Origin of the sequence: Phenylobacterium sp., from assembly GCF_030693625.1 — a bacterium.
In the GTDB taxonomy this organism is placed as follows: Bacteria; Pseudomonadota; Alphaproteobacteria; order Caulobacterales; family Caulobacteraceae; genus Phenylobacterium; species Phenylobacterium ferrooxidans.
Window position 1 is genome coordinate 82,145 of record NZ_JAUYAF010000051.1, and the last position, 17,677, is coordinate 99,821.

The following is a 17,677-nucleotide window of genomic DNA, read 5'->3' on the forward strand; positions in this document are numbered from 1 at the left end:
GCTCCCGCCGCCCGGCCGGAAACACCTTAGGCCGCCGTGCGGGCGAGGTTGCGCAGCACGTAGTTCAGCACGCCGCCATTCTTGAAGTACTCAAGCTCGGTGGGGGTGTCGATCCGGCAGCGGACCGGGAAGCGCGCGATGCGGCCGTCCGACGGACGGTACATCTCGATGGTCAGCTGGCGGCGCGGCGAAAGCTCGGTCAGGCCACGGATGGTGACGATCTCTTCGCCGGTCAGGTTCAGCTTCTGCCAGCCTTCCTGCAGGAACTGCAGCGGCAGGACGCCCATGCCCACCAGGTTGGAGCGGTGGATGCGCTCGAAGCTCTCGGCGATCACCGCGCGGACGCCCAGGAGCTTGGTGCCCTTGGCCGCCCAGTCGCGGGAGGAGCCGGTGCCGTATTCCTTGCCGGCGAACACCACCAGCGGACGGCCTTCGCCCTGGTAGCGCATGGCGGCGTCATAGATCGCCATGACGTCGCCCGAGGGGAAGTGCTTGGTGACCCCGCCTTCGATGTCCGGGGTGATCTTGTTGCGGATCCGGATGTTGGCGAAGGTGCCGCGCATCATGATCTCGTGGTTGCCGCGGCGGGCGCCGTACTGGTTGAACTCCGTCGTGGGAACCTGGCGTTCGCGCAGATAGACCCCGGCCGGCGAGGTCGCCTTGATGGAGCCGGCGGGCGAGATGTGGTCGGTGGTGATCGAGTCGCCGAACACCGAGAGAACCCGGGCCTCGACGATGTCCGTCACCGGCGACGGCTCCATCTTCATGTCCTGGAAGTAGGGCGGGTTCTGCACATAGGTGGAGCCCATGTCCCAGGCGTAGGTCTGGCCGCCGGCCACCTTGATGCCCTGCCAGTTCTTGTCGCCCTTGAAGACGTCCGAATAGCGGGTGGCGAACATCTTCTGGGTGACGTGCTTGCGCTGCAGGGTGGCGATCTCTTCCGAGGTCGGCCAGATGTCCTTCAGGAACACCGGCTTGCCGTCCTTGCCCTCGCCCAGGGGCTCGGTGGCCAGGTCGATGTTCATGGAACCGGCCAGGGCGTAGGCGACGACGAGGGGCGGCGAGGCCAGGTAGTTGGCGCGCACGTCGGGGTTCACCCGGCCTTCGAAGTTGCGGTTACCCGACAGCACCGAGCAGGCGACCAGGTCGCCCTTCTGAACTGCCTCGGAGATGGCCTCCGGCAGCGGACCGGAGTTGCCGATGCAGGTGGTGCAGCCATAGCCCACCAGGTTGAAGCCGAGCGCGTCGAGGCTCTTGGTCAGGCCCGCGCTCTTCAGGTAGTCGGTGACCACCTGGGAGCCGGGGGCCAGGGAGGTCTTCACCCAGGGCTTCACCTTCAGGCCCTTTTCGATGGCCTTCTTGGCCACCAGGCCCGCGGCGATCAGCACCGAGGGGTTGGAGGTGTTGGTGCAGGAGGTGATGGCCGCGATGACCACGTCGCCGTTGCCGACGTCGAACTTCTCGCCTTCCACCGGCACGCGCTGACCGGCGCTTTCCGGGTCGGCCTTGCCGAACTCCTTGCCCAGCGCCGACTTGAACTCGGCGGCGGCGTCGGAGAGCAGGACGCGATCCTGCGGGCGCTTGGGGCCGGCCAGGGACGGCAGGACCGAACCCAGGTCGAGCTCCAGGCTGTCAGTGAAGACCGGGTCGGGGTCGCCGGGCTCGAACCACAGGCCCTGGGCCTGGGCGTAGGCTTCCACCAGGGCGACGCGGTGGGCGTCGCGGCCGGTGGCCGAGAGGTAGTCGATGGTGGCCTTGGTCACCGGGAAGAAGCCGCAGGTAGCGCCGTATTCGGGGGCCATGTTGGCGATGGTGGCCTGGTCTTCCAGGGTCAGGCCGGCGAGGCCCGGACCGTAGAATTCCACGAACTTGCCCACCACGCCCTTCTTGCGCAGCATCTGGGTGACGGTGAGCACCAGGTCGGTGGCCGTCGCGCCCTCCGGCATGGCGCCGGTGACGCGGAAGCCGATGACTTCCGGGATCAGCATCGGGATCGGCTGACCCAGCATCACGGCCTCGGCCTCGATGCCGCCCACGCCCCAGCCCAGGACCGACAGGCCGTTGATCATGGTGGTGTGGCTGTCGGTGCCGACAACGGTGTCGGGATAGGCGGTGGTGGCGCCGTCCTCGTCCAGGGTCCAGACGGTCTGAGCGAGATACTCAAGGTTCACCTGGTGGCAAATCCCGGTGCCCGGGGGCACGACACGGAAATTGTTGAAGGCCGAGGAGCCCCAGCGCAGGAAGCGGTAGCGCTCGATGTTGCGCTCATATTCGCGCTCGACGTTCTCGCCGAAGGCCTTGGAGGTGCCGAAGTGGTCGACCATCACCGAGTGGTCGATCACCAGATCGACGGGATTCAGCGGGTTGATCTTCTCGGGGTTGGCGCCCAGCGCCGTCATGGCGTCGCGCATGGCGGCCAGGTCGACGACGGCCGGAACGCCGGTGAAGTCCTGCATCAGGACCCGGGCCGGGCGGAAGCTGATCTCGTGCTCGACCGAGCCCTTGTTCACCAGCCAGGCGGCCACGGCGGCGAGGTCGTCGCCGCCGACGGAGACGCCGTCTTCGTTGCGGAGCAGGTTTTCCAGCAGCACCTTCATGGAGGCCGGCAGGCGCGAAACGCCCGAAAGTCCAGCTTCCTCGGCGGCGGGAAGGCTGTAGTAGACGTAGGTCTTGTCGCCCACCGTCAGTTCGCGGCGGGTCTTCAGGCTGTCGAGCGACGCCATATAAGGGATCCTTCCTCTGTTCACGGCCGCTACACCACCGCTTCGGGGATCGCGCGCTTTTCGAGACGGACACACAGCGTCCGTCCCCGCGCCGCGTACGCCCCCCAAGGCGGCGTCGGCCGCGCGCGTCATAACCCCTGGCTCGGCCTACGTCCATGCGGTGGGAAGTTTGACGTCGTGATCTCGCACCTCAGCCTGGAAAACCTGTCGGTCCGACGGGGCGGGCGCCTGCTTTTTGAAAGCCTGAACCTGACCCTCGACGCTGGCGAGGCCGCCGCCCTCACCGGCCGCAACGGCGCGGGCAAGACCAGCCTGCTGCGGACCATAGCCGGCCTCGTCCAGAGCGAGGCCGGGACGGTTGGCTTTGGGCCCCAGGACCCAGGCGCGGCACGGGCGCTGGGCCTGCATCTGATCGGCCACCTGGACGGTCTGAAACCGGGGCGAACCACCCGCGAGGAGCTGACCTTCTGGAGCCTCTGGACCGGTGGCGGCGCGGTTTCGATCGCCCTGGCCATCGAGACTCTGGAGCTGTCCACCCTGCTGGACCTGGAGGTCCGGCGGCTGTCGGCGGGCCAGAGGCGTCGCCTGGCGCTCGCGCGGCTGATCGCCGCTCCCCGGCCGCTGTGGCTGCTGGACGAGCCCCTGAGCCCGCTGGACGCGGGATGGCGGCGGCGATTCGGTCAGGTGATGGCCAACCACCTTTCGACGGGCGGCCTGATCGTCGCGGCGGTCCACGACCCCCTGCCCGTCCCCCACAAGACCCTGGAGATCGGCGCGTGAGCCGGGCCGGCGCCCTGCTGACCCGGGAGGTCTCCCTGGCCTGGGGCAAGGGCGGGGGCCCCCTGGTGGCGCTCGGCTTCTACGCTGGAACCGCCACCCTGCTGCCGCTCGCCACCGGACCGGAGCCCGCGCGCCTGGCGGCCATCGCCACGGGGATGGCCTGGGTCGCCCTGGCGCTGGCCGCCCTGCTGTCCCTCGAACGGTTGTTCGAACGGGACTACGAGGACGGGGCGCTGGACCTGATCGTCCTGTCCCCCGTGCCGCTGGAGATCGTGTGCGCGCTCAAGTGCCTGGGCCAGTGGATCGCCACCGGGGCGCCGCTGGCGCTCGCAGCCCCCCTCGCCGCCATCGCCCTTGGGGCAGAACCGCGCCTCGCGCCGCTGATCTTCGCCTGCGCCCTGGTGGGCGGCCTGGCTTTCGCCTTCACCGGCGGGATTGGTGCGGCTCTGAGCCTCGGAGCCCGGCGCGGCGGCCTGCTGACGGCGGTGATCGTACTGCCGCTGTTCGTCCCTCCGGTGATCTTCGGCGGCGGCGCCCTGGACGCCTTCGCCGGGGGGCTGCCCTGGCGCCCGGGCCTGGCCCTGCTCTGCGCCTATGCCGCCGCCGCGGTGGCGCTGGGTCCCCTGGCGATGGCGGCGGCCTGCCGCAACGCCCTGTCCTAAATTCGCGCGACGGAAAACGCGGGGCCCCGCGTTCAAGGAGTGAGGGATACAAACTCCGGAGTCCGAGACGCCATGAAATTCACCACACCAATGCTGCTGAGCGGCGCAATCCTGACCCTGGGCCTCGGCGGCGCGGCCGTCGCCCAACCGGCCCCGGCCGCCCAGGAAGCCGGACACCGTCACGAGCGCGGCGACCGCCCGCACCGCGATCCCGCCGAGATGGCCGCCCGCCGCGCCCAGCACCTGCGCGACACCCTGCAACTGACCCCGAACCAGGAGCCGGCGCTGAACGCCTTCGTGTCCTCCATGGCCCCGCCGGCCGATCGTCGCGAGAAGATGCGCGCGGCCCGGGGCGAACGCGCCGCCATGACCACGCCCGAGCGTCTGGACCGGATGAAGGCCCGCATGGCCGACCGTCAGGCTCAGTTCGCCCGCCGCGCCGAGGCGACGATGCGGTTCTACAGCCAGCTCTCGCCCGCCCAGAAGAAGGCCTTCGACGCGATGCCTCCAAAGGGCGGCCGCGGCGGCAAGGGCGGTGGTCACCGGGGCGGCGGTCACGGCTAGACTTAGGTTCAGAAAGCGACCCCGGCTTGCCCCAAGCGGCGCCGGGGTCTAATTCGCCAGGGCAATGATCCCGGCGCCCGCCTTCCTGAGTAATCCCGAGCGCTTCATGGCGTTCTCGCGCTGGGCCGCGCCCATGTTCGGCGTCGTCGCCGTCGTCCTGGCCCTGGCCGGCCTCTGGTTGGGGTTCATCGCCCCGGAGGACTACCAGCAGGGCGACACGGTGCGGATCATGTTCATCCACGTGCCCGCCGCCTGGATGGGGATGTTCGTCTACGCTTGCCTCGGAGGCGCGAGCTTCCTGGCCCTAGTGTTCCGCCACGCGCTCGCCGACGCCGCCGCCCAGGCCGCGGCGCCGCTGGGCGCCGCCTTCACCGTCCTGGCCCTGGCCACTGGCGCCCTCTGGGGCCGGCCGATGTGGGGCGCCTGGTGGGTCTGGGACGCGCGTCTGACCTCGGTCCTGGTCCTGCTGCTGTTCTACCTGGCCTACATGGCCCTGAGGGCCTCTCTGGACGACGAGACCAAGGCGGCCCGCGCGGGGGCGATCCTGGCCCTCGTAGGCGTGGTGAACCTGCCCATCGTCCACTGGTCGGTGAACTGGTGGAACACCCTGCACCAGGGCGCCTCGGTGTTCCGCAAGGGCGGCCCGACCATGACGGTCGACTACCTCTATCCCCTGCTGCTGCTGGGCCTGGCCTATATGGCGGCCTTCGGCTCCCTGTGGCTGGTGCGCATCCGCGCCGAGGTCTGGCGCCGCCGCGCCGAGGCCGCCGCCCTGCGCGCGGCGAGAGGCTGACATGCTCGACCTCGATCCCGGCCCCTACGCCGTCTACATCTGGCCCGCCTACGGGCTGACAGTCCTAGTCTTCATCCTGATGATCGCCGGCAGCCTCAACCGCGCCCGCCGCTGGCGAAGGAAGGCCGAGGCCTTCTCCAAGGACCGCGAGGCATGAGCCGCTGGCTAGCGGCCATGCCGCTGATCGCCCTGGTGGCGCTGGCCCTGCTGTTTGGCCTGTTCGCCCTCAAGCACGATCCCCGGGTGGAGCCCCAGGCCCTGGTGGGCAAGCCCATCCCGGACCTTGTCCTGCCGACCCTGGACGATGGCCGGCCGGTGCGCCTGCGTGAGGCCGCCAGGGGGCCGCTGCTGGTGAACATCTTCGCCTCCTGGTGCGCCCCTTGCGAGATCGAGCATCCGGTGCTCGTCGAGATGAAGGCCCAGGGCGTGCCGGTGGTGGGGATCGCCTACAAGGACGCCCCGGACAACACCAAGGCCTTCCTGAACCGCCTGGGGGATCCCTATGTCGCCCGGCTGGTGGATCGGGACGGACGGGGCGGCATCGAGCTCGGCGTCACCGGCGTGCCCGAGACCTATCTGGTTGGGGCCGACGGGATGATCCTGGCCAAGCACACTGGCCCGCTGACCGCCCAGGTCGCCAAGGATCTGTGGGCCAAGGGCGCGCGTTAACCTTGCGTTGACCATATTCGCGCGATGGCTTGAGCCGCGCATTAACCATAAGGCCGCCCGTGGCGCTCCCGATCCGACCCGGCTTCCCGCAGAGTTCCGCTCCAGTCCAGCGGCCGGACCCCGTCCGCAACGCCGGTCAGCGCGCCTTTTTCGAGGCCGCGCTCGGACTGCAGCAGCAGGCGCCGTTGTCGAGCGCTGCGTCCCAGCCGGCGCCGCGACCCCAGCCGGCGGGGCGCATTCCCACCGACCTGCCGGCCGATCCGCCGGAGCGCATCCTGCGCCCGGGCTCACTGTTGGACATCAAGGTCTAGCCGGCCGCCCGAAGGGGGCGCGGAGCGTCAGGCCGCCTTCTTGGCCTTCTTCTCTTTCTTCGGCTTCTCTGCCTTCGGAGCTTTCTCCGCCTTTTCAGGCTTGGGCGCCTTCTCAGCCTTGGGGGCCCTCTGCGCCTTGGGCTTCTTCACCTTGGCGGGCTTCTCAGCCTTCACTTTCCTGGTCTTTTCCACCGGCGGCTGACCCGCGGCCTCGCCGGCGGCGATCAGGTCGCGCAGCACGCTGACCAGCCCCTCGCGCTTGCCCGAGGAGAGCAGCTTCAGCAGCCGAGCGTCGGCGGCGGCCATCTTGGGCTTGGCGTCCTCCAGCAGCTCGCGGCCCGCGGCGGTCAGGCTGACAGCATTGGCCCGGGCGTCGGCGGCGGACCGCTGGCGTTCCAGCAGGCCTTTCGTGATCATCCGCGCAGCCATGTCGGCCAGGGTGGATCGGTCAATGCCGGTGATGCGCACCAGGTCGGTCTGGGTGAGACCCTCGTGAGCCTCCACGGCGCTCAGCACCGCATACTGACGCTGGGTGGGGCCGCCGGCCTCGAAGGTCTCGGAATAAATGTCGAGGGAGAGCTGCAGGGCGCGATGCAGCAGGTGGCTGGGGGACTTGTCCAGGGCCGGAAGCCCGCCCGACTTGGTCTTGGCCATGAGGTGGTCCCGCCATCCAATTGGATCAGGTCGGAAAGCTATAGGCCGATCACGTCGTTTTGACGACACACGTCCGTGGACGGCCTATTCGATCGGGGGCACCGGCGGTGGCTCATCGATCTTGGCGTACTTCATCATCAGCGGGACCTGAGAGAATCCGAACAGGATGTGGATGATGGAGAGGCCCGGGAAGCGGAACAGAACCCAGGTCGCGTCGGGCTGGGTGCGCCAGATGAATTCGTTCAGAGCCGCCACGCAGAGGAAGAAGATCCCGTAGCGCCAGGACAGCTTGCGCCAGCCCTCGTCGGGCATCTGGAACGCCTTGCCCAGCAGGATCTTCAGCGGATTCTTGCGCAGTAGCATGCCGCCAATCAGGAACAGGCCGAAGGCGGCCGAGGTCACCGTGGGCTTGATCTTGATGAAGCGGTCGTCGTGGAAGAGCAGGGTCAGGCAGCCGAACAGCACCGCGATCAGCCCCGCCACCAGGGGCATGGGGGCGATCCGCTTCTCGACCACATAACCGACGATCAGGGCCAGGGCCGCGCCGGCCACCATGCCCCAGGTGGCCTGAACCGTATCGCGGGTGATGAAATAGGCGATGACGAAGCCGACAGGCCATCCGTAGTCGACGAAGCCGGTGACGAACTTCCTGGCGCCAGGCGAAAGGGTCATGCGTCCTCCAGACCGACGAGGGAACGGGCGAAGGCCCGGGCGTTGAAGGGCTGAAGATCCTCGATCCCCTCGCCGACGCCAATGAGTTTGATGGGGCTGTCGGAAGCCTGGGCCACAGGCACCAGGACTCCGCCCCGGGCGGTGCCGTCCAGCTTGGTCATGACGATGCCGGAAACGCCGATCTGGTTACCGAAGATGTTTTCCTGCGCCAGCGCATTGCGGCCCACGGTGGCGTCGAGCACCAGCAGGGTCTCGTGCGGCGCGTCCGGATCGATCTTCTTCACCACGCGGATGACCTTGAGCAGTTCGTCCATCAGGCCCTGCTTGTTCTGCAGGCGGCCGGCGGTGTCGATGAGGACCACGTCGTGACCCTTCTCCTTGGCGCTGGCGATGGCGTCGAAGGCCAGGCCCGCGGCGTCGGAATTGGGTGGCCGGGACATGAAGTCGGCCCCGGCGCGCTCGGCCCAGACCTTCAGCTGCTCGACGGCGGCGGCGCGGAAGGTGTCACCGGCCACCACCAGCACCTTGGCGCCCTTGCCGGTCAGGTCGGCGGCGATCTTGCCGAGCGTCGTGGTCTTGCCCGACCCGTTGACCCCGATGAACAGCACCACATAGGGCTTGGGCCCCGACAGCGGGTCGAAGGTTCCCTGGCGGCTGGAGAGCTCGTCGCCGATGGCTTCGGCGAGCGCCTCCTTGATCTCCATCTCGTCGACGCTCTTGCCGAACTTGGCGTCGGAGAAGCGCTGGGTGATGCGGGCGGCCGAATGCGGGCCGAGATCGGCCTCGATCAGCATCTCTTCCAGTTCGTCGAGCTTGGCCTGGTCCAGCGGCGTCTTGGTGAAGGTCGCCGTGACCTGCTCGGTCAGCGCCTTGGACGACCGCGTGAGGCCGCCGGCGAGGCGCTGGAGCCAGCCCTTCTTGGGTTCAGTCATAGGCGGCTTCTAGCGGCTCCACGGCGTGCGCGATAGAGGATGGGAAATGGACGCCCTCACCGCCACCCTGACCTGGCTGGACTATGCGGCCGTGGCTGTGTTCGGCGCCACCGGCGCCCTGGCCGCGGCGCGGCGCAAGCACGACATCGTCACCTTCGGCTTCTTCGCCGCCGTGACCGGCGTGGGGGGCGGGACCCTGCGCGACCTGCTGATCGGGGCGCCGGTCTTCTGGGTGCAGAAGCCGGCCTATATCCTGGCCTGCCTAGCCGCAGCCACGGCGGTCTGGGTGTTCGGGCCGGGCAAGGGGCGGATGCGGGTGCTGCTGTGGTTCGACGCCCTGGGTCTGTCGGCCTACTGCGTGGTGGGGGCGGCCAAGGCGGCCTCCCTGGGCGCCCCGCCGTTCTCCGCCGTGGTCATGGGGACGCTGACGGCCTGCTTCGGCGGGGTGATCCGCGACGTCCTGGCCCACGAGCCGTCGATCCTGCTGCGGCGTGAGGTCTATGTCACCGCCGCCCTCGTAGGCGCGGGCGTCTTCGTCATCCTGCAGATGTTCGAGGTTCCGGGCTTCCCGGCCGGACTGGCGGGTTTCGCCGCCGCCTTCGCCATCCGCGCCGGCGCCATCCTCAAGGGCTGGGCCCTGCCGGGCTTCCCGGGGCGCGGGACGCCGGAAGACTAGGGTCGGGGCGGCCAGGCCTCGGTGTCGTGGTCGGGATGCTGATAGCTGACCAGGGCGGCGTAGAATTCGGCCATCTTCTTGGCCGCCTCGGGCGCCCGCTCAGGCAGGTTGCCCAGGTCATTCACATAGGGTAGCCGGGACTCCGTCCCCACCTGCAGCGCCGGGACGATTTGCTCCGGCGTGTCGAAGGCGCCGATGGCGATGTTGATCGTCCACTTCGGCGACTCAAAGGAAAGCTGGGTTCCGCAGTCGCCGCAGAAGCCGCGCCGGATCAGGTTGGAGCTCTGAAAATACTTCGGGGCCCCGCGGGTCCACGTGAAGTCGTTGGCGTCCACATAGGGGCCGTAGAAGCCGCCGAAAGCCTTCTGACACATGCGGCAGTGACAGATGCTGGGGCGCCCCAGGCTCTGCGCATGGAAGCGCACGGCTCCGCACTGGCAACCGCCCGACCAACCGCTCATTCCGCCGCCTCCAGCACCGCCACGGTTCCAAGCACGCGGGTCCCGTCGTGGCCCGTGATCCGCAGAGGAACGATGGCGCCCACGGCGGCCTCGCCGACATAGGCGATCTCGGTGAAGTCCTCGGCCCGGGCGACGCCCTCGCGTTCCACCAGGCCCGTGATTGTCCGGCCGAGCTGGCGCTGCAGGTGCCGCTCCAGGGCCCGCTGGCCGGCGGCGCGCAGGCGGGCGGCGCGATCCTTGATCACCGGGCGCTGCAGCTGCGGCATCCGGGCGGCGGGCGTGCCCGGACGCGGGCTGAAGGGGAAGACGTGCAGGAAGGACAGCCCGCCCTCCTCGACGAGGCGCAGGGTGTTGGCGAACATCTCCTCGGTCTCGGTGGGGAAGCCCGCGATCAGGTCGGCGCCGAAGGCCACGTCCGGGCGTACGGCGCGCACATCGGCGATCAGCTTCAGGGCGTCGGCGCGGCTGTGGCGGCGCTTCATCCGCTTCAGGATCATGTCGTCGCCGGCCTGCAGGGACAGGTGCAGGTAGGGCATGAGCCGCGAATCCTCCGCCAGGCAGCGCATCAGGTCGGGGTCGATTTCGGCGGCGTCGATGGAGGACAGCCGAAGGCGCGGCAGCTCCGGGACCAGCTTCAGGATGCGGGCCACGAGTTGGCCGAGCGTCGGCTGGCCGGGCAGGTCCGAGCCCCAGCTGGTGATATCCACCCCGGTGAGCACCACCTCGAGATAGCCCTGGGCCGTCAGCTTGCGGACCTGCTCCACCACCTCGCCGGCGGCGGCCGAGCGGGAATTTCCCCGGCCGAAGGGAATGATGCAGAAGGTGCAGCGATGGTCGCAGCCGTTCTGGACCTCGACATAGGCCCGCGCCCGGTCCTTCAGCCCGTCGATCAGGTGGCCGGCGGTCTCCCGCACGCTCATGATGTCGTTGACCCGCACCCGGCCTTCCGGCGCGCTCGCCGCATAGGCGCCGGCCTCGCTCTTCTCGGCGTTGCCCAGCACCAGGTCCACCTCGGCCATGGCGGCGAAGGCGGCGGGGTCGATCTGGGCCGCGCAGCCAGTGACGATGACCTTCGCGTCGGGGCGCTCGCGGCGGGCCTTGCGGATCGCCTGGCGCGCCTGGCGCACGGCCTCGCCGGTCACCGCACAGGTGTTGAAGACGATGGCGTTGGAAAGCCCGTCCTCGGCGGCGCGGGCCCGGATGACCTCGCTCTCATAGGCGTTGAGGCGGCAGCCGAAGGTGACGATATCGACGCTGTCGGTCATGGCAGCACGCCGGTGAACTCGAGCTCCAGGCCGCCGGTCATGATCACGTGGCCGTCGCTTTCGCGCCACTCGATGACGAGCTCGCCGCCGTCCAGCTCGAGGGTCGCCTTGCGATCGGTGAGGCCACGGCGCGACGCCGCAACCAGAGCCGCGCAGGCGCCGGTGCCGCAGGCCTTGGTGAGGCCGGCGCCGCGCTCCCAGACCTTGAGGCGAATGCGGTCTCGGGCCTTGATCTGAGCAAAGCCGACATTGACGCCTTCAGGAAACAGCCGGTGATGCTCGATCATGGGGCCGACCTCGCGCACCGGGGCGGTCTCGGCGTCGTCCACGAAGAACACCACGTGGGGATTACCCATGGAGACGCAGCCCGGCGTGTGCAGGTGCGGGGCGTCGATGGGGCCGACCTGGAGCTCTATCCCCCGGGTGTCCATCTCCTCCTCCAGGGGAATCTGAGTCCAATGGAGGCCGGGCTCGCCCATGTCGACGCTGACGGCCTTGTCGCCGGCCCGGCGCGCGGTGAGCAGGCCGGCCTGAGTCTCGAAGGTCGCCTCGTCCTTGCCCGACGCTTCCATCAGCAGCCAGCCCACGCAACGGCTGGCGTTGCCGCAGGCGCCCACCTCCTCGCCGTCGGCGTTCCAGAAGCGGACGGCGGCGTCAGCGCGCGTCGACGGATCTATAGAGACGATCTGGTCGCAGCCGATCCCGCCCTCGCGGCTTGCGATGGCGCGCACCTCTTCGGCGCTGGGCGCGAAGGGCGCCGATCGGGCCTCGACCACGACGAAGTCGTTGCCGAGCCCGTTCATCTTCAGGAACGGACGGCTCATAGTGGCGGCTATATAGGCGAGAAATCCCCGCCGATCACCTTTGGCGAGACAGGACCTGCCGTCGGGTCCTAGATTTGCGCGATGAAGCTGCTTTTGACCGCGCTGACCGGCGCTCTGCTGCTGGCTCCCATGGCGCACGCCCAGACCCCCGCTGACCCCTTCACCTGGCTGGAGGAGGTCGATGCGCCCAAGGCTCTCACCTGGGTCGAGGGCCAGAACGCCAGGTCGGCCAAGCGGCTGGAGACCGATCCCCGCTACGCGACCTACCTCGCCGAGGGGCGAGCCATCTTCACGGCCAAGGACCGCATCCCGTGGCCGGAGTTCCGGGCCGGCGGAGTGGACAACCTCTGGCAGGACGACGCCCACGTCCACGGCGTCTGGCGCCACGCGAGCCTGGCCTCCTATCGCAGCGAGGCGCCGGCCTGGGAGACCCTGCTCGACCTGGACGCACTGTCCAAGGCCGAGGGCAGGAACTGGATCTGGAAGGGGGCGACCTGCCTGAAGCCCGCCGAGAGGCTGTGCCTGGTGAGGCTCTCCGACGGCGGCGGAGACGCGGTGGAGGTTCGCGAGTTCGACACCGCCAGCAAGACCTTCGTGAGCGGCGGCTTCCGTCTGGCCGAGGGCAAACAGGACGTGGCCTGGCTGGACCGCGACACCCTGGTGGCGGACCGCATCTGGACGCCTGGCGACGAGACCCCCTCGGGCTATGCCTATGTCGTCAAGACCCTGACCCGCGACGGCCAGGCCCGCGAGGTCTATCGCGGCCTGAAGAGTGACGTCGGGGTCTCACCCATCGTCCTGCGCGGCGCGGGCGGTCGGGCCGACGGCCTGATGGCCCGCCGGGGGATCACCTTTTTCGAAAACGAGTTCGTGCTGCTGGACGCCGGCAGGACGATCCCGGTCGCCCTGCCCCGGCGGGCCGAATACCAGGCCTATGTCGACGGCCAGGTGGTCTTCGATCTGAAGGAGGCCTGGGAGGGCTTCGGCGCCGGCGCCCTGATCGCCTACGACCTTGCGGCCCTGAAGGCCGGGACCGCCAAGCCGGAGCTGATCTTCCAGCCGGGCCCGCGCCAGGCGACCAGCGAGGTCTACGACACCAAGGGCCGGCTGATCGTGAACCTGCTGGACGAGGTGAAGGGCGCGGTCGAAGCCTATGGCCGCAAGGACGGCAAGTGGACGGCCACGCGGCTAGCCTTGCCGAAGGACGCCACCTTCACGGTGCGCTCCGCCTCTGGGGATGACGACCAGGTCTTCGTCGCCGCCGAGGGTTTCCTTGATCCCACCAGCCTGTGGCTGGCCGACGCGGCGACCGGCAAGGCGACCCCGGTCAAGACCCTGCCCGCGCGCTTCAACGCCGCCACCCACGAGGTGAAGCAGCACTGGGCGACCTCGTCGGACGGGGCGAAGATCCCCTATTTCGTGGTGCTGCCCAAGGGCGCGAAGCTGGACGGCTCGCTGCCCACCATCATGTACGGCTATGGCGGGTTCGAGGTGGCCAAGCCGCCGATCTATCTGCCGGAAATGGGCAAGATCTGGCTGGAACGAGGTGGCGCCTATGTGATCGCCAATATCCGCGGCGGCGGTGAGTTCGGACCCGCCTGGCACCAGAGCGTGCTGCGGGAGAAACGCCAACTGTCCTTCGACGACTTCGCCGCCGTGGCGAAGGACCTGTCGGCGCGCAAGATCACCTCGGCGCGCAGGCTCGGCATCTATGGCCGGTCCAACGGCGGGGTGCTGACCACGGTCTCCATGACCCAGCATCCCGAGCTGTGGAACGCCATCGTGGTGGAGAGCCCGCTGATCGACATGCTGCGCTATCACAAGCTGTCGGCGGGGGCCTCGTGGATCGGGGAATACGGCGATCCAGACGTGCCGGCTGACCGGGCCTTCATCGAGACCTACTCAGCCTATGAGAACCTCAAGGCCGGCGTGAAATATCCCGAGCCCTACATCACCACCAACACCCGCGACGACCGGGTCCACCCCGGCCATGCGCGGAAGTTCGCCGCCCGGCTGGAGGCCATGGGCGTCCCCTATCTCTACTACGAGCAGACCTTCGGGGGTCACGCCAACGACGCCGATCCGGAGCTGAACGCCCGCCGCTGGGCCCGCCACTACGTCTACCTGGCTCAGAAGCTGATGGACTGACGATGCCTGGAGATCACCGCTCCGGAACGTCACGCCGCCTGAAGCTTTGATCAGACCCGCTCGATCTTCGAGGCGGCCTCGTCGATGGCCGCGGCGATGGCGTCCACCTGCTCCTCGGTCACGCCGCCGCGCTGCATGCGCAGGCGCAGCGCTGTGCTGAGGTTCTGCATGGCGCGCTGCAATTTGGGACGGGCGCCGGAGGATTGTTCGGCCGCCTCGTCCAGGCGAGCGAAGATGGCGTCCACCGAAGGGCGGTTGGCCTCGAGCGCCTCCTTGCCGGCGGCCGTGGCTTCATAGGCCTTACGTCCACCCTCGGCGGCGATGGGAACCACGAAGCCCTCGTCTTCCAGCAGGGAAAGGGTGGGGTAGATCACGCCTGGGCTCGGCCGATAGGCGCCCCCGGTGCGTTCCTCGAGTTCGCGCATCACTTCGTAGCCATGGCGCGGCTTCTCGGCCAGCAGGGCCAGGACCAGGAACCGCAGGTCCCCGTGTTCCAGAAGCCGGCCGATGCGGCCGCCACGTTCCCCGCGTCCACCATGACCGCGAAGGTGTTCGCGCAGGTGTCCGCCGAAGCCATGACGACTGCGATGTTCGTGTTTATGAGAGAAGTGTCGATGCATTTTCGATCCTATTTAGACATATCGATATTGCAGATATATCTAACCCAGATCGGAATTCAATAGCGATATATCGAAATAGATCGCGGCCGGTGGTCCGGGGCGGCGTCACCCGCCCCGGACGCCTCAGGCGTGGGAGATGGCGGTCTCGATATCGCCGATGGCGTGACCGGTCAGGTCCTTGGCAAGTTCGCCCAGCAGCTTGGCCTCCAGGGCCTTGTGATAATGGCGGCGCAGCTCGCCCAGGGTTTTGGGGGCGGCGATGATGTAGAGGTGCTCCATCTTGCCGGCCAGGGCCTGCTCGTTCAACCAGGCCGCCGTCGCCGCGGCGAAGCCGTCCTCGCGCTGTTGACCGTCATTCGGGTTGGCAGAGCTGGAATAGTGATGGTCGCCGGAGCTGCGATTGACCTTGCCCAGGGTGGCCGGCGGCAGGGCCGTGAGCTTGGGATGAACCTCGTCGCCGCCGTTCCGGTAGAGGTGAAGCGTCACGCCGTCCGCGACGGCGACGGTCGTGCCCTTGGGTAGTTGCATATTCTTGCTCCGATGGATCGGGGAGAACCCCATGATCGCAACGTCTGACGCGGCCGGTCGGGCCCAACCATGATCTGGCTCAATTGCGGGCCGCCGCTCAGGCGTCCCGCAGGGTCTCCGCCAGCAGTCGGCCCTCGGCGCCCCGACTGGAGCCCGAGCGCCAGGCCACCACAATCTCCCGGCTGGGGTGGTCGGCCTTTATGTGGCGCACCGCGACGTGGGCGGCCGAGGTCAGGCCCGCCTCCACCGCCATGGCCGGCAGGTAGGTGACGCCCAGACCTGATCCGACCATCTGCACCAGGGTGGGCAGGGAGGTGGCGGCGAAGGCCTCCTCATCTCCGGTGGCCTTTGGAGGCTTCAGCCCGCACGCCGACAGCACGTGGTCACGCAGGCAGTGCCCGTCTTCCAGCAGGATCAGATCCTCCCCCTCCATGGCCGATGGCGGGAATTCCAGCTGGTTGGCCAGGGGATGGTCGGCCGGGATAGCCGCCAGCAGTTCGTCGTCCGAGACATGGGCGTGGGCCAGGCCCTGCATGTCGAAGGGCAGGGCGATCAGGGCCGCGTCGAGCTGGCCGGCCTTCAGGGCGCCGATCAGGCGCTGGGTCAGGTCCTCGCGCAGGTACAGCCGCAGCTTCGGGAACCGCGACCGCAGCAGGGGCAGGGCCTTGGGCAGCAGGAAGGGGGCGATGGTGGGGATGACCCCCAGGCGGAACCGGCCCGTCAGGGGCTGGCTGGCGTTCTTGGCCGCCTGCACCAGTTCCTCGGCCTCGTTGAGGATGGTGTTGGCGCGGGAAAGCGCGGCCTCTCCCACCGCCGTCAGGATCACGCCCGAGCGGGCGCGGTCCACCACCGGAGCGCCGAGCGTTCGCTCCAGCTCCTGAATGCCCGCCGACAGGGTGGGCTGGGTGACGTGGGCGGCCTCAGCCGCCTTCCCGAACGCCCCGTGCTCGGCGAGGAGCTTGAGGTACTGCAGTTGGCGGATGGTCGGGAGCATGGGGCACCATGGGCTCAGTCTATCGAAAACCCAATGGGGATTGAGCCCGTCATGTCCCTTCTCCCCGGAGGAGGAGAAGGGGCCCGCGTCTAGGCCGCAACCGCCTCCGTCGCCTGGGTGGGGAGACGGATGAGGTAGTCGAAGGCCGAAAGCGCCGCCTTGGCGCCGTCGCCGGCGGCGATGACGATCTGCTTGAACGGCGTGGTGGTGGCATCGCCCGCCGCGAACACGCCGGGGACGGAGGTCGCCCCGTGGCCGTCCACCACGATCTCGCCGCGTGGGGTGAGCGCGATGGCGCCCTCCAGCCACTCGGTGTTCGGGACCAGGCCGATCTGCACGAAGATCCCCTCGAGTTCGACGGTGTGCAGGCTCTCGGTGGCGCGGTCGCGGTAGACCAGGCCGCTGACCTTGGCGCCATCGCCCAGGACCTCGGTGGTCAGGGCCGAGGTGATGATGGTGACGTTGGGCAGGCTGGCGAGCTTGCGCTGCAGGACCGCGTCGGCCCGCAGCTGGCTGTCGTATTCGATCAGGGTGACATGGGCGACGATGCCGGCCAGGTCGATGGCCGCCTCGACACCGCTGTTGCCGCCGCCGATCACCGCCACGCGCTTGCCCTTGAACAGGGGGCCGTCGCAGTGGGGGCAATAGGCCACGCCGGCGTTGCGGTACTGCTCCTCGCCAGGCACGCCCATCTGCCGCCAGCGGGCGCCAGGCGCCAGGATCAGGGTCTTGGCCCGCAGGCTCGCGCCGTTCTCCAGAACGATCTCGTTGAGGTCGCCGGCCGCGCGAGCGGGGATCAGCCTGGCCGCCTTCTGCAGGTTCATCACGTCGACGTCGTAGTCCTTGACGTGGCGTTCCAGGCCGGAGACCAGCTTGGGGCCCTCGGTGTGGGGCACGGAGATAAAGTTCTCGATGGCCATGGTGTCCAGCACCTGGCCGCCGAAGCGCTCGGCCGCCAGGCCGGTTACGATGCCCTTGCGCGCGGCATAGACCGCCGCGGCGGCGCCGGCCGGGCCGCCGCCCACCACCAGCACGTCGAAGACGCCCTTGGCGGCGATCTTCGCCGAGTCACGGGCCGCCGCGCCGGTGTCCAGCTTGGCCAGGATCTGCTCCAGGCTCATGCGGCCCTGGTCGAAGGCCTCGCCGTTCAGCAGGACGGTGGGGACAGCCATGATCTTGCGCGCCTCGACCTCGTCCTGGAACAGGGCGCCGTCGATGGCGGTGTGGCGGATTCGCGGGTTCAGCACGCTCATCAGGTTCAGCGCCTGCACCACGTCGGGGCAGTTCTGGCAGGTGAGCGAGAAATAGGTCTCGAAGGTGAGGTCGGCGTCGAGCGCCTTCACTTGGTCGATGACCTCGGCCTCCACCCGGGGCGGGTGGCCGCCGGCCTGCAGCAGGGCC

The 17,677-nt window shown here is 68.9% G+C and carries 20 protein-coding genes; 9 read left to right on the forward strand and 11 right to left on the reverse strand.

Going from position 1 to position 17,677, the window contains the following annotated elements; translation table 11 throughout:
- Positions 1 to 26: 26 nt before the first annotated feature.
- Positions 27 to 2,723, reverse strand: a complete 2,697-nt coding sequence (acnA, locus tag Q8N10_RS10840) for an aconitate hydratase AcnA (protein WP_305663920.1) — start codon at positions 2,721 to 2,723, stop codon at positions 27 to 29.
- Positions 2,724 to 2,900: 177 nt separating this feature from the next.
- On the opposite strand from acnA, the gene ccmA reads away from it, so the two are divergent.
- The 7 genes from ccmA to Q8N10_RS10875 all read left to right on the forward strand — a co-directional run bounded on the left by ccmA (position 2,901) and on the right by Q8N10_RS10875 (position 6,502).
- The gene (gene ccmA / locus Q8N10_RS10845; protein ID WP_304775329.1) at positions 2,901 to 3,503 is read left to right on the forward strand and encodes a heme ABC exporter ATP-binding protein CcmA; all 603 of its coding nucleotides are present in this window, start codon (positions 2,901 to 2,903) and stop codon (positions 3,501 to 3,503) included.
- Positions 3,500 to 4,165, forward strand: a complete 666-nt coding sequence (gene ccmB, locus Q8N10_RS10850) for a heme exporter protein CcmB (RefSeq protein WP_304775330.1) — start codon at positions 3,500 to 3,502, stop codon at positions 4,163 to 4,165. Before ccmA ends, ccmB begins: the two co-directional genes overlap by 4 nt.
- A gap of 72 nt (positions 4,166 to 4,237) precedes the next feature.
- On the forward strand, positions 4,238 to 4,729 hold the full coding sequence (locus Q8N10_RS10855; protein ID WP_304775332.1) for a Spy/CpxP family protein refolding chaperone: 492 nt from the start codon (positions 4,238 to 4,240) through the stop codon (positions 4,727 to 4,729).
- 64 nt (positions 4,730 to 4,793) lie between these two features.
- Positions 4,794 to 5,522, forward strand: a complete 729-nt coding sequence (ccmC, locus tag Q8N10_RS10860; protein ID WP_304775334.1) for a heme ABC transporter permease CcmC — start codon at positions 4,794 to 4,796, stop codon at positions 5,520 to 5,522.
- A gap of 1 nt (position 5,523) precedes the next feature.
- Positions 5,524 to 5,679, forward strand: coding sequence for a heme exporter protein CcmD (gene ccmD, locus Q8N10_RS10865; RefSeq protein WP_304775336.1), 156 nt, complete (start codon positions 5,524 to 5,526; stop codon positions 5,677 to 5,679).
- Positions 5,676 to 6,191 carry a DsbE family thiol:disulfide interchange protein gene (locus tag Q8N10_RS10870; protein WP_304775338.1) on the forward strand — a complete coding sequence of 172 codons (516 nt, stop codon included), beginning with the start codon at positions 5,676 to 5,678 and terminating at the stop codon, positions 6,189 to 6,191. The genes ccmD and Q8N10_RS10870 overlap by 4 nt, the downstream gene beginning before the upstream one ends.
- Before the next feature lie 59 nt (positions 6,192 to 6,250).
- Positions 6,251 to 6,502, forward strand: coding sequence for a hypothetical protein (locus Q8N10_RS10875; protein WP_304775340.1), 252 nt, complete (start codon positions 6,251 to 6,253; stop codon positions 6,500 to 6,502).
- A 27-nt stretch (positions 6,503 to 6,529) separates the two neighbouring features.
- On the opposite strand, the gene Q8N10_RS10880 is transcribed toward Q8N10_RS10875, so the two are convergent.
- The 3 genes from Q8N10_RS10880 to ftsY all read right to left on the reverse strand — a co-directional run bounded on the left by Q8N10_RS10880 (position 6,530) and on the right by ftsY (position 8,760).
- A complete protein-coding gene (locus Q8N10_RS10880; RefSeq protein ID WP_304775342.1) occupies positions 6,530 to 7,156 on the reverse strand; it encodes a MarR family winged helix-turn-helix transcriptional regulator in 627 nt (208 codons plus the stop codon).
- An 84-nt stretch (positions 7,157 to 7,240) separates the two neighbouring features.
- A complete protein-coding gene (locus tag Q8N10_RS10885) occupies positions 7,241 to 7,828 on the reverse strand; it encodes an inner membrane-spanning protein YciB (protein ID WP_304775344.1) in 588 nt (195 codons plus the stop codon).
- Positions 7,825 to 8,760 (reverse strand): signal recognition particle-docking protein FtsY, encoded by a 936-nt coding sequence (gene ftsY, locus Q8N10_RS10890; protein ID WP_304775346.1) that lies wholly within the window; start codon positions 8,758 to 8,760, stop codon positions 7,825 to 7,827. The genes Q8N10_RS10885 and ftsY overlap by 4 nt, the downstream gene beginning before the upstream one ends.
- A 46-nt stretch (positions 8,761 to 8,806) precedes the next feature.
- On the opposite strand from ftsY, the gene Q8N10_RS10895 reads away from it, so the two are divergent.
- The gene (locus Q8N10_RS10895) at positions 8,807 to 9,436 is read left to right on the forward strand and encodes a trimeric intracellular cation channel family protein (RefSeq protein ID WP_304775348.1); all 630 of its coding nucleotides are present in this window, start codon (positions 8,807 to 8,809) and stop codon (positions 9,434 to 9,436) included.
- On the opposite strand, the gene Q8N10_RS10900 is transcribed toward Q8N10_RS10895, so the two are convergent.
- From Q8N10_RS10900 to dapF, 3 genes are read right to left on the reverse strand one after another with little or no spacing between them, the layout of a single operon-like run.
- A complete protein-coding gene (locus Q8N10_RS10900) occupies positions 9,433 to 9,897 on the reverse strand; it encodes a GFA family protein (RefSeq protein WP_304775350.1) in 465 nt (154 codons plus the stop codon). The two genes, Q8N10_RS10895 and Q8N10_RS10900, sit on opposite strands and share 4 nt — an antisense overlap.
- Entirely contained in the window at positions 9,894 to 11,162 is a 1,269-nt protein-coding gene (mtaB, locus tag Q8N10_RS10905; protein WP_370690173.1) for a tRNA (N(6)-L-threonylcarbamoyladenosine(37)-C(2))-methylthiotransferase MtaB, read from the reverse strand. The genes Q8N10_RS10900 and mtaB overlap by 4 nt, the downstream gene beginning before the upstream one ends.
- A complete protein-coding gene (gene dapF / locus Q8N10_RS10910; protein WP_370690174.1) occupies positions 11,159 to 11,986 on the reverse strand; it encodes a diaminopimelate epimerase in 828 nt (275 codons plus the stop codon). The genes mtaB and dapF overlap by 4 nt, the downstream gene beginning before the upstream one ends.
- 81 nt (positions 11,987 to 12,067) lie before the next feature.
- Here dapF and Q8N10_RS10915 point away from each other — a divergent pair, with 81 nt between their 5' ends.
- Positions 12,068 to 14,134, forward strand: coding sequence for a prolyl oligopeptidase family protein (locus Q8N10_RS10915; RefSeq protein ID WP_304775352.1), 2,067 nt, complete (start codon positions 12,068 to 12,070; stop codon positions 14,132 to 14,134).
- A gap of 50 nt (positions 14,135 to 14,184) precedes the next feature.
- Here Q8N10_RS10915 and Q8N10_RS10920 read toward each other — a convergent pair whose 3' ends face one another.
- From Q8N10_RS10920 to ahpF, 4 genes are all read right to left on the reverse strand, one after another.
- Positions 14,185 to 14,754: a PadR family transcriptional regulator gene (locus Q8N10_RS10920; RefSeq protein ID WP_304775354.1), complete on the reverse strand. Its 570-nt coding sequence runs from the start codon at positions 14,752 to 14,754 to the stop codon at positions 14,185 to 14,187.
- 123 nt (positions 14,755 to 14,877) lie between these two features.
- Positions 14,878 to 15,282, reverse strand: coding sequence for a host attachment protein (locus Q8N10_RS10925; protein WP_304775356.1), 405 nt, complete (start codon positions 15,280 to 15,282; stop codon positions 14,878 to 14,880).
- A 97-nt stretch (positions 15,283 to 15,379) separates the two neighbouring features.
- Complete coding sequence (locus tag Q8N10_RS10930; protein WP_304775359.1) at positions 15,380 to 16,276, reverse strand: hydrogen peroxide-inducible genes activator; 897 nt, start codon at positions 16,274 to 16,276, stop codon at positions 15,380 to 15,382.
- An 89-nt stretch (positions 16,277 to 16,365) separates the two neighbouring features.
- Positions 16,366 to 17,677, reverse strand: a 1,312-nt coding sequence (gene ahpF / locus Q8N10_RS10935) for an alkyl hydroperoxide reductase subunit F (protein ID WP_305663921.1), incomplete at its 5' end; no start/stop codon positions are given.

Excerpts from the sequence above, each read along its gene's own strand:
- acnA (WP_305663920.1), bottom strand. The coding sequence starts at position 2,723 with ATGGCGTCGCTCGACAGCCTGAAGACCCGCCGCGAACTGACGGTGGGC.
- Q8N10_RS10855 (WP_304775332.1), top strand. The coding sequence starts at position 4,238 with ATGAAATTCACCACACCAATGCTGCTGAGCGGCGCAATCCTGACCCTG.
- ccmC (WP_304775334.1), top strand. The coding sequence starts at position 4,794 with ATGATCCCGGCGCCCGCCTTCCTGAGTAATCCCGAGCGCTTCATGGCG.
- ccmD (WP_304775336.1), top strand. The coding sequence starts at position 5,524 with ATGCTCGACCTCGATCCCGGCCCCTACGCCGTCTACATCTGGCCCGCC.
- Q8N10_RS10870 (WP_304775338.1), top strand. The coding sequence starts at position 5,676 with ATGAGCCGCTGGCTAGCGGCCATGCCGCTGATCGCCCTGGTGGCGCTG.
- Q8N10_RS10880 (WP_304775342.1), bottom strand. The coding sequence starts at position 7,156 with ATGGCCAAGACCAAGTCGGGCGGGCTTCCGGCCCTGGACAAGTCCCCC.
- Q8N10_RS10885 (WP_304775344.1), bottom strand. The coding sequence starts at position 7,828 with ATGACCCTTTCGCCTGGCGCCAGGAAGTTCGTCACCGGCTTCGTCGAC.
- ftsY (WP_304775346.1), bottom strand. The coding sequence starts at position 8,760 with ATGACTGAACCCAAGAAGGGCTGGCTCCAGCGCCTCGCCGGCGGCCTC.
- Q8N10_RS10895 (WP_304775348.1), top strand. The coding sequence starts at position 8,807 with ATGGACGCCCTCACCGCCACCCTGACCTGGCTGGACTATGCGGCCGTG.
- Q8N10_RS10900 (WP_304775350.1), bottom strand. The coding sequence starts at position 9,897 with ATGAGCGGTTGGTCGGGCGGTTGCCAGTGCGGAGCCGTGCGCTTCCAT.
- mtaB (WP_370690173.1), bottom strand. The coding sequence starts at position 11,162 with ATGACCGACAGCGTCGATATCGTCACCTTCGGCTGCCGCCTCAACGCC.
- dapF (WP_370690174.1), bottom strand. The coding sequence starts at position 11,986 with ATGAGCCGTCCGTTCCTGAAGATGAACGGGCTCGGCAACGACTTCGTC.
- Q8N10_RS10915 (WP_304775352.1), top strand. The coding sequence starts at position 12,068 with ATGAAGCTGCTTTTGACCGCGCTGACCGGCGCTCTGCTGCTGGCTCCC.
- Q8N10_RS10920 (WP_304775354.1), bottom strand. The coding sequence starts at position 14,754 with ATGCATCGACACTTCTCTCATAAACACGAACATCGCAGTCGTCATGGC.
- Q8N10_RS10925 (WP_304775356.1), bottom strand. The coding sequence starts at position 15,282 with ATGCAACTACCCAAGGGCACGACCGTCGCCGTCGCGGACGGCGTGACG.
- Q8N10_RS10930 (WP_304775359.1), bottom strand. The coding sequence starts at position 16,276 with ATGCTCCCGACCATCCGCCAACTGCAGTACCTCAAGCTCCTCGCCGAG.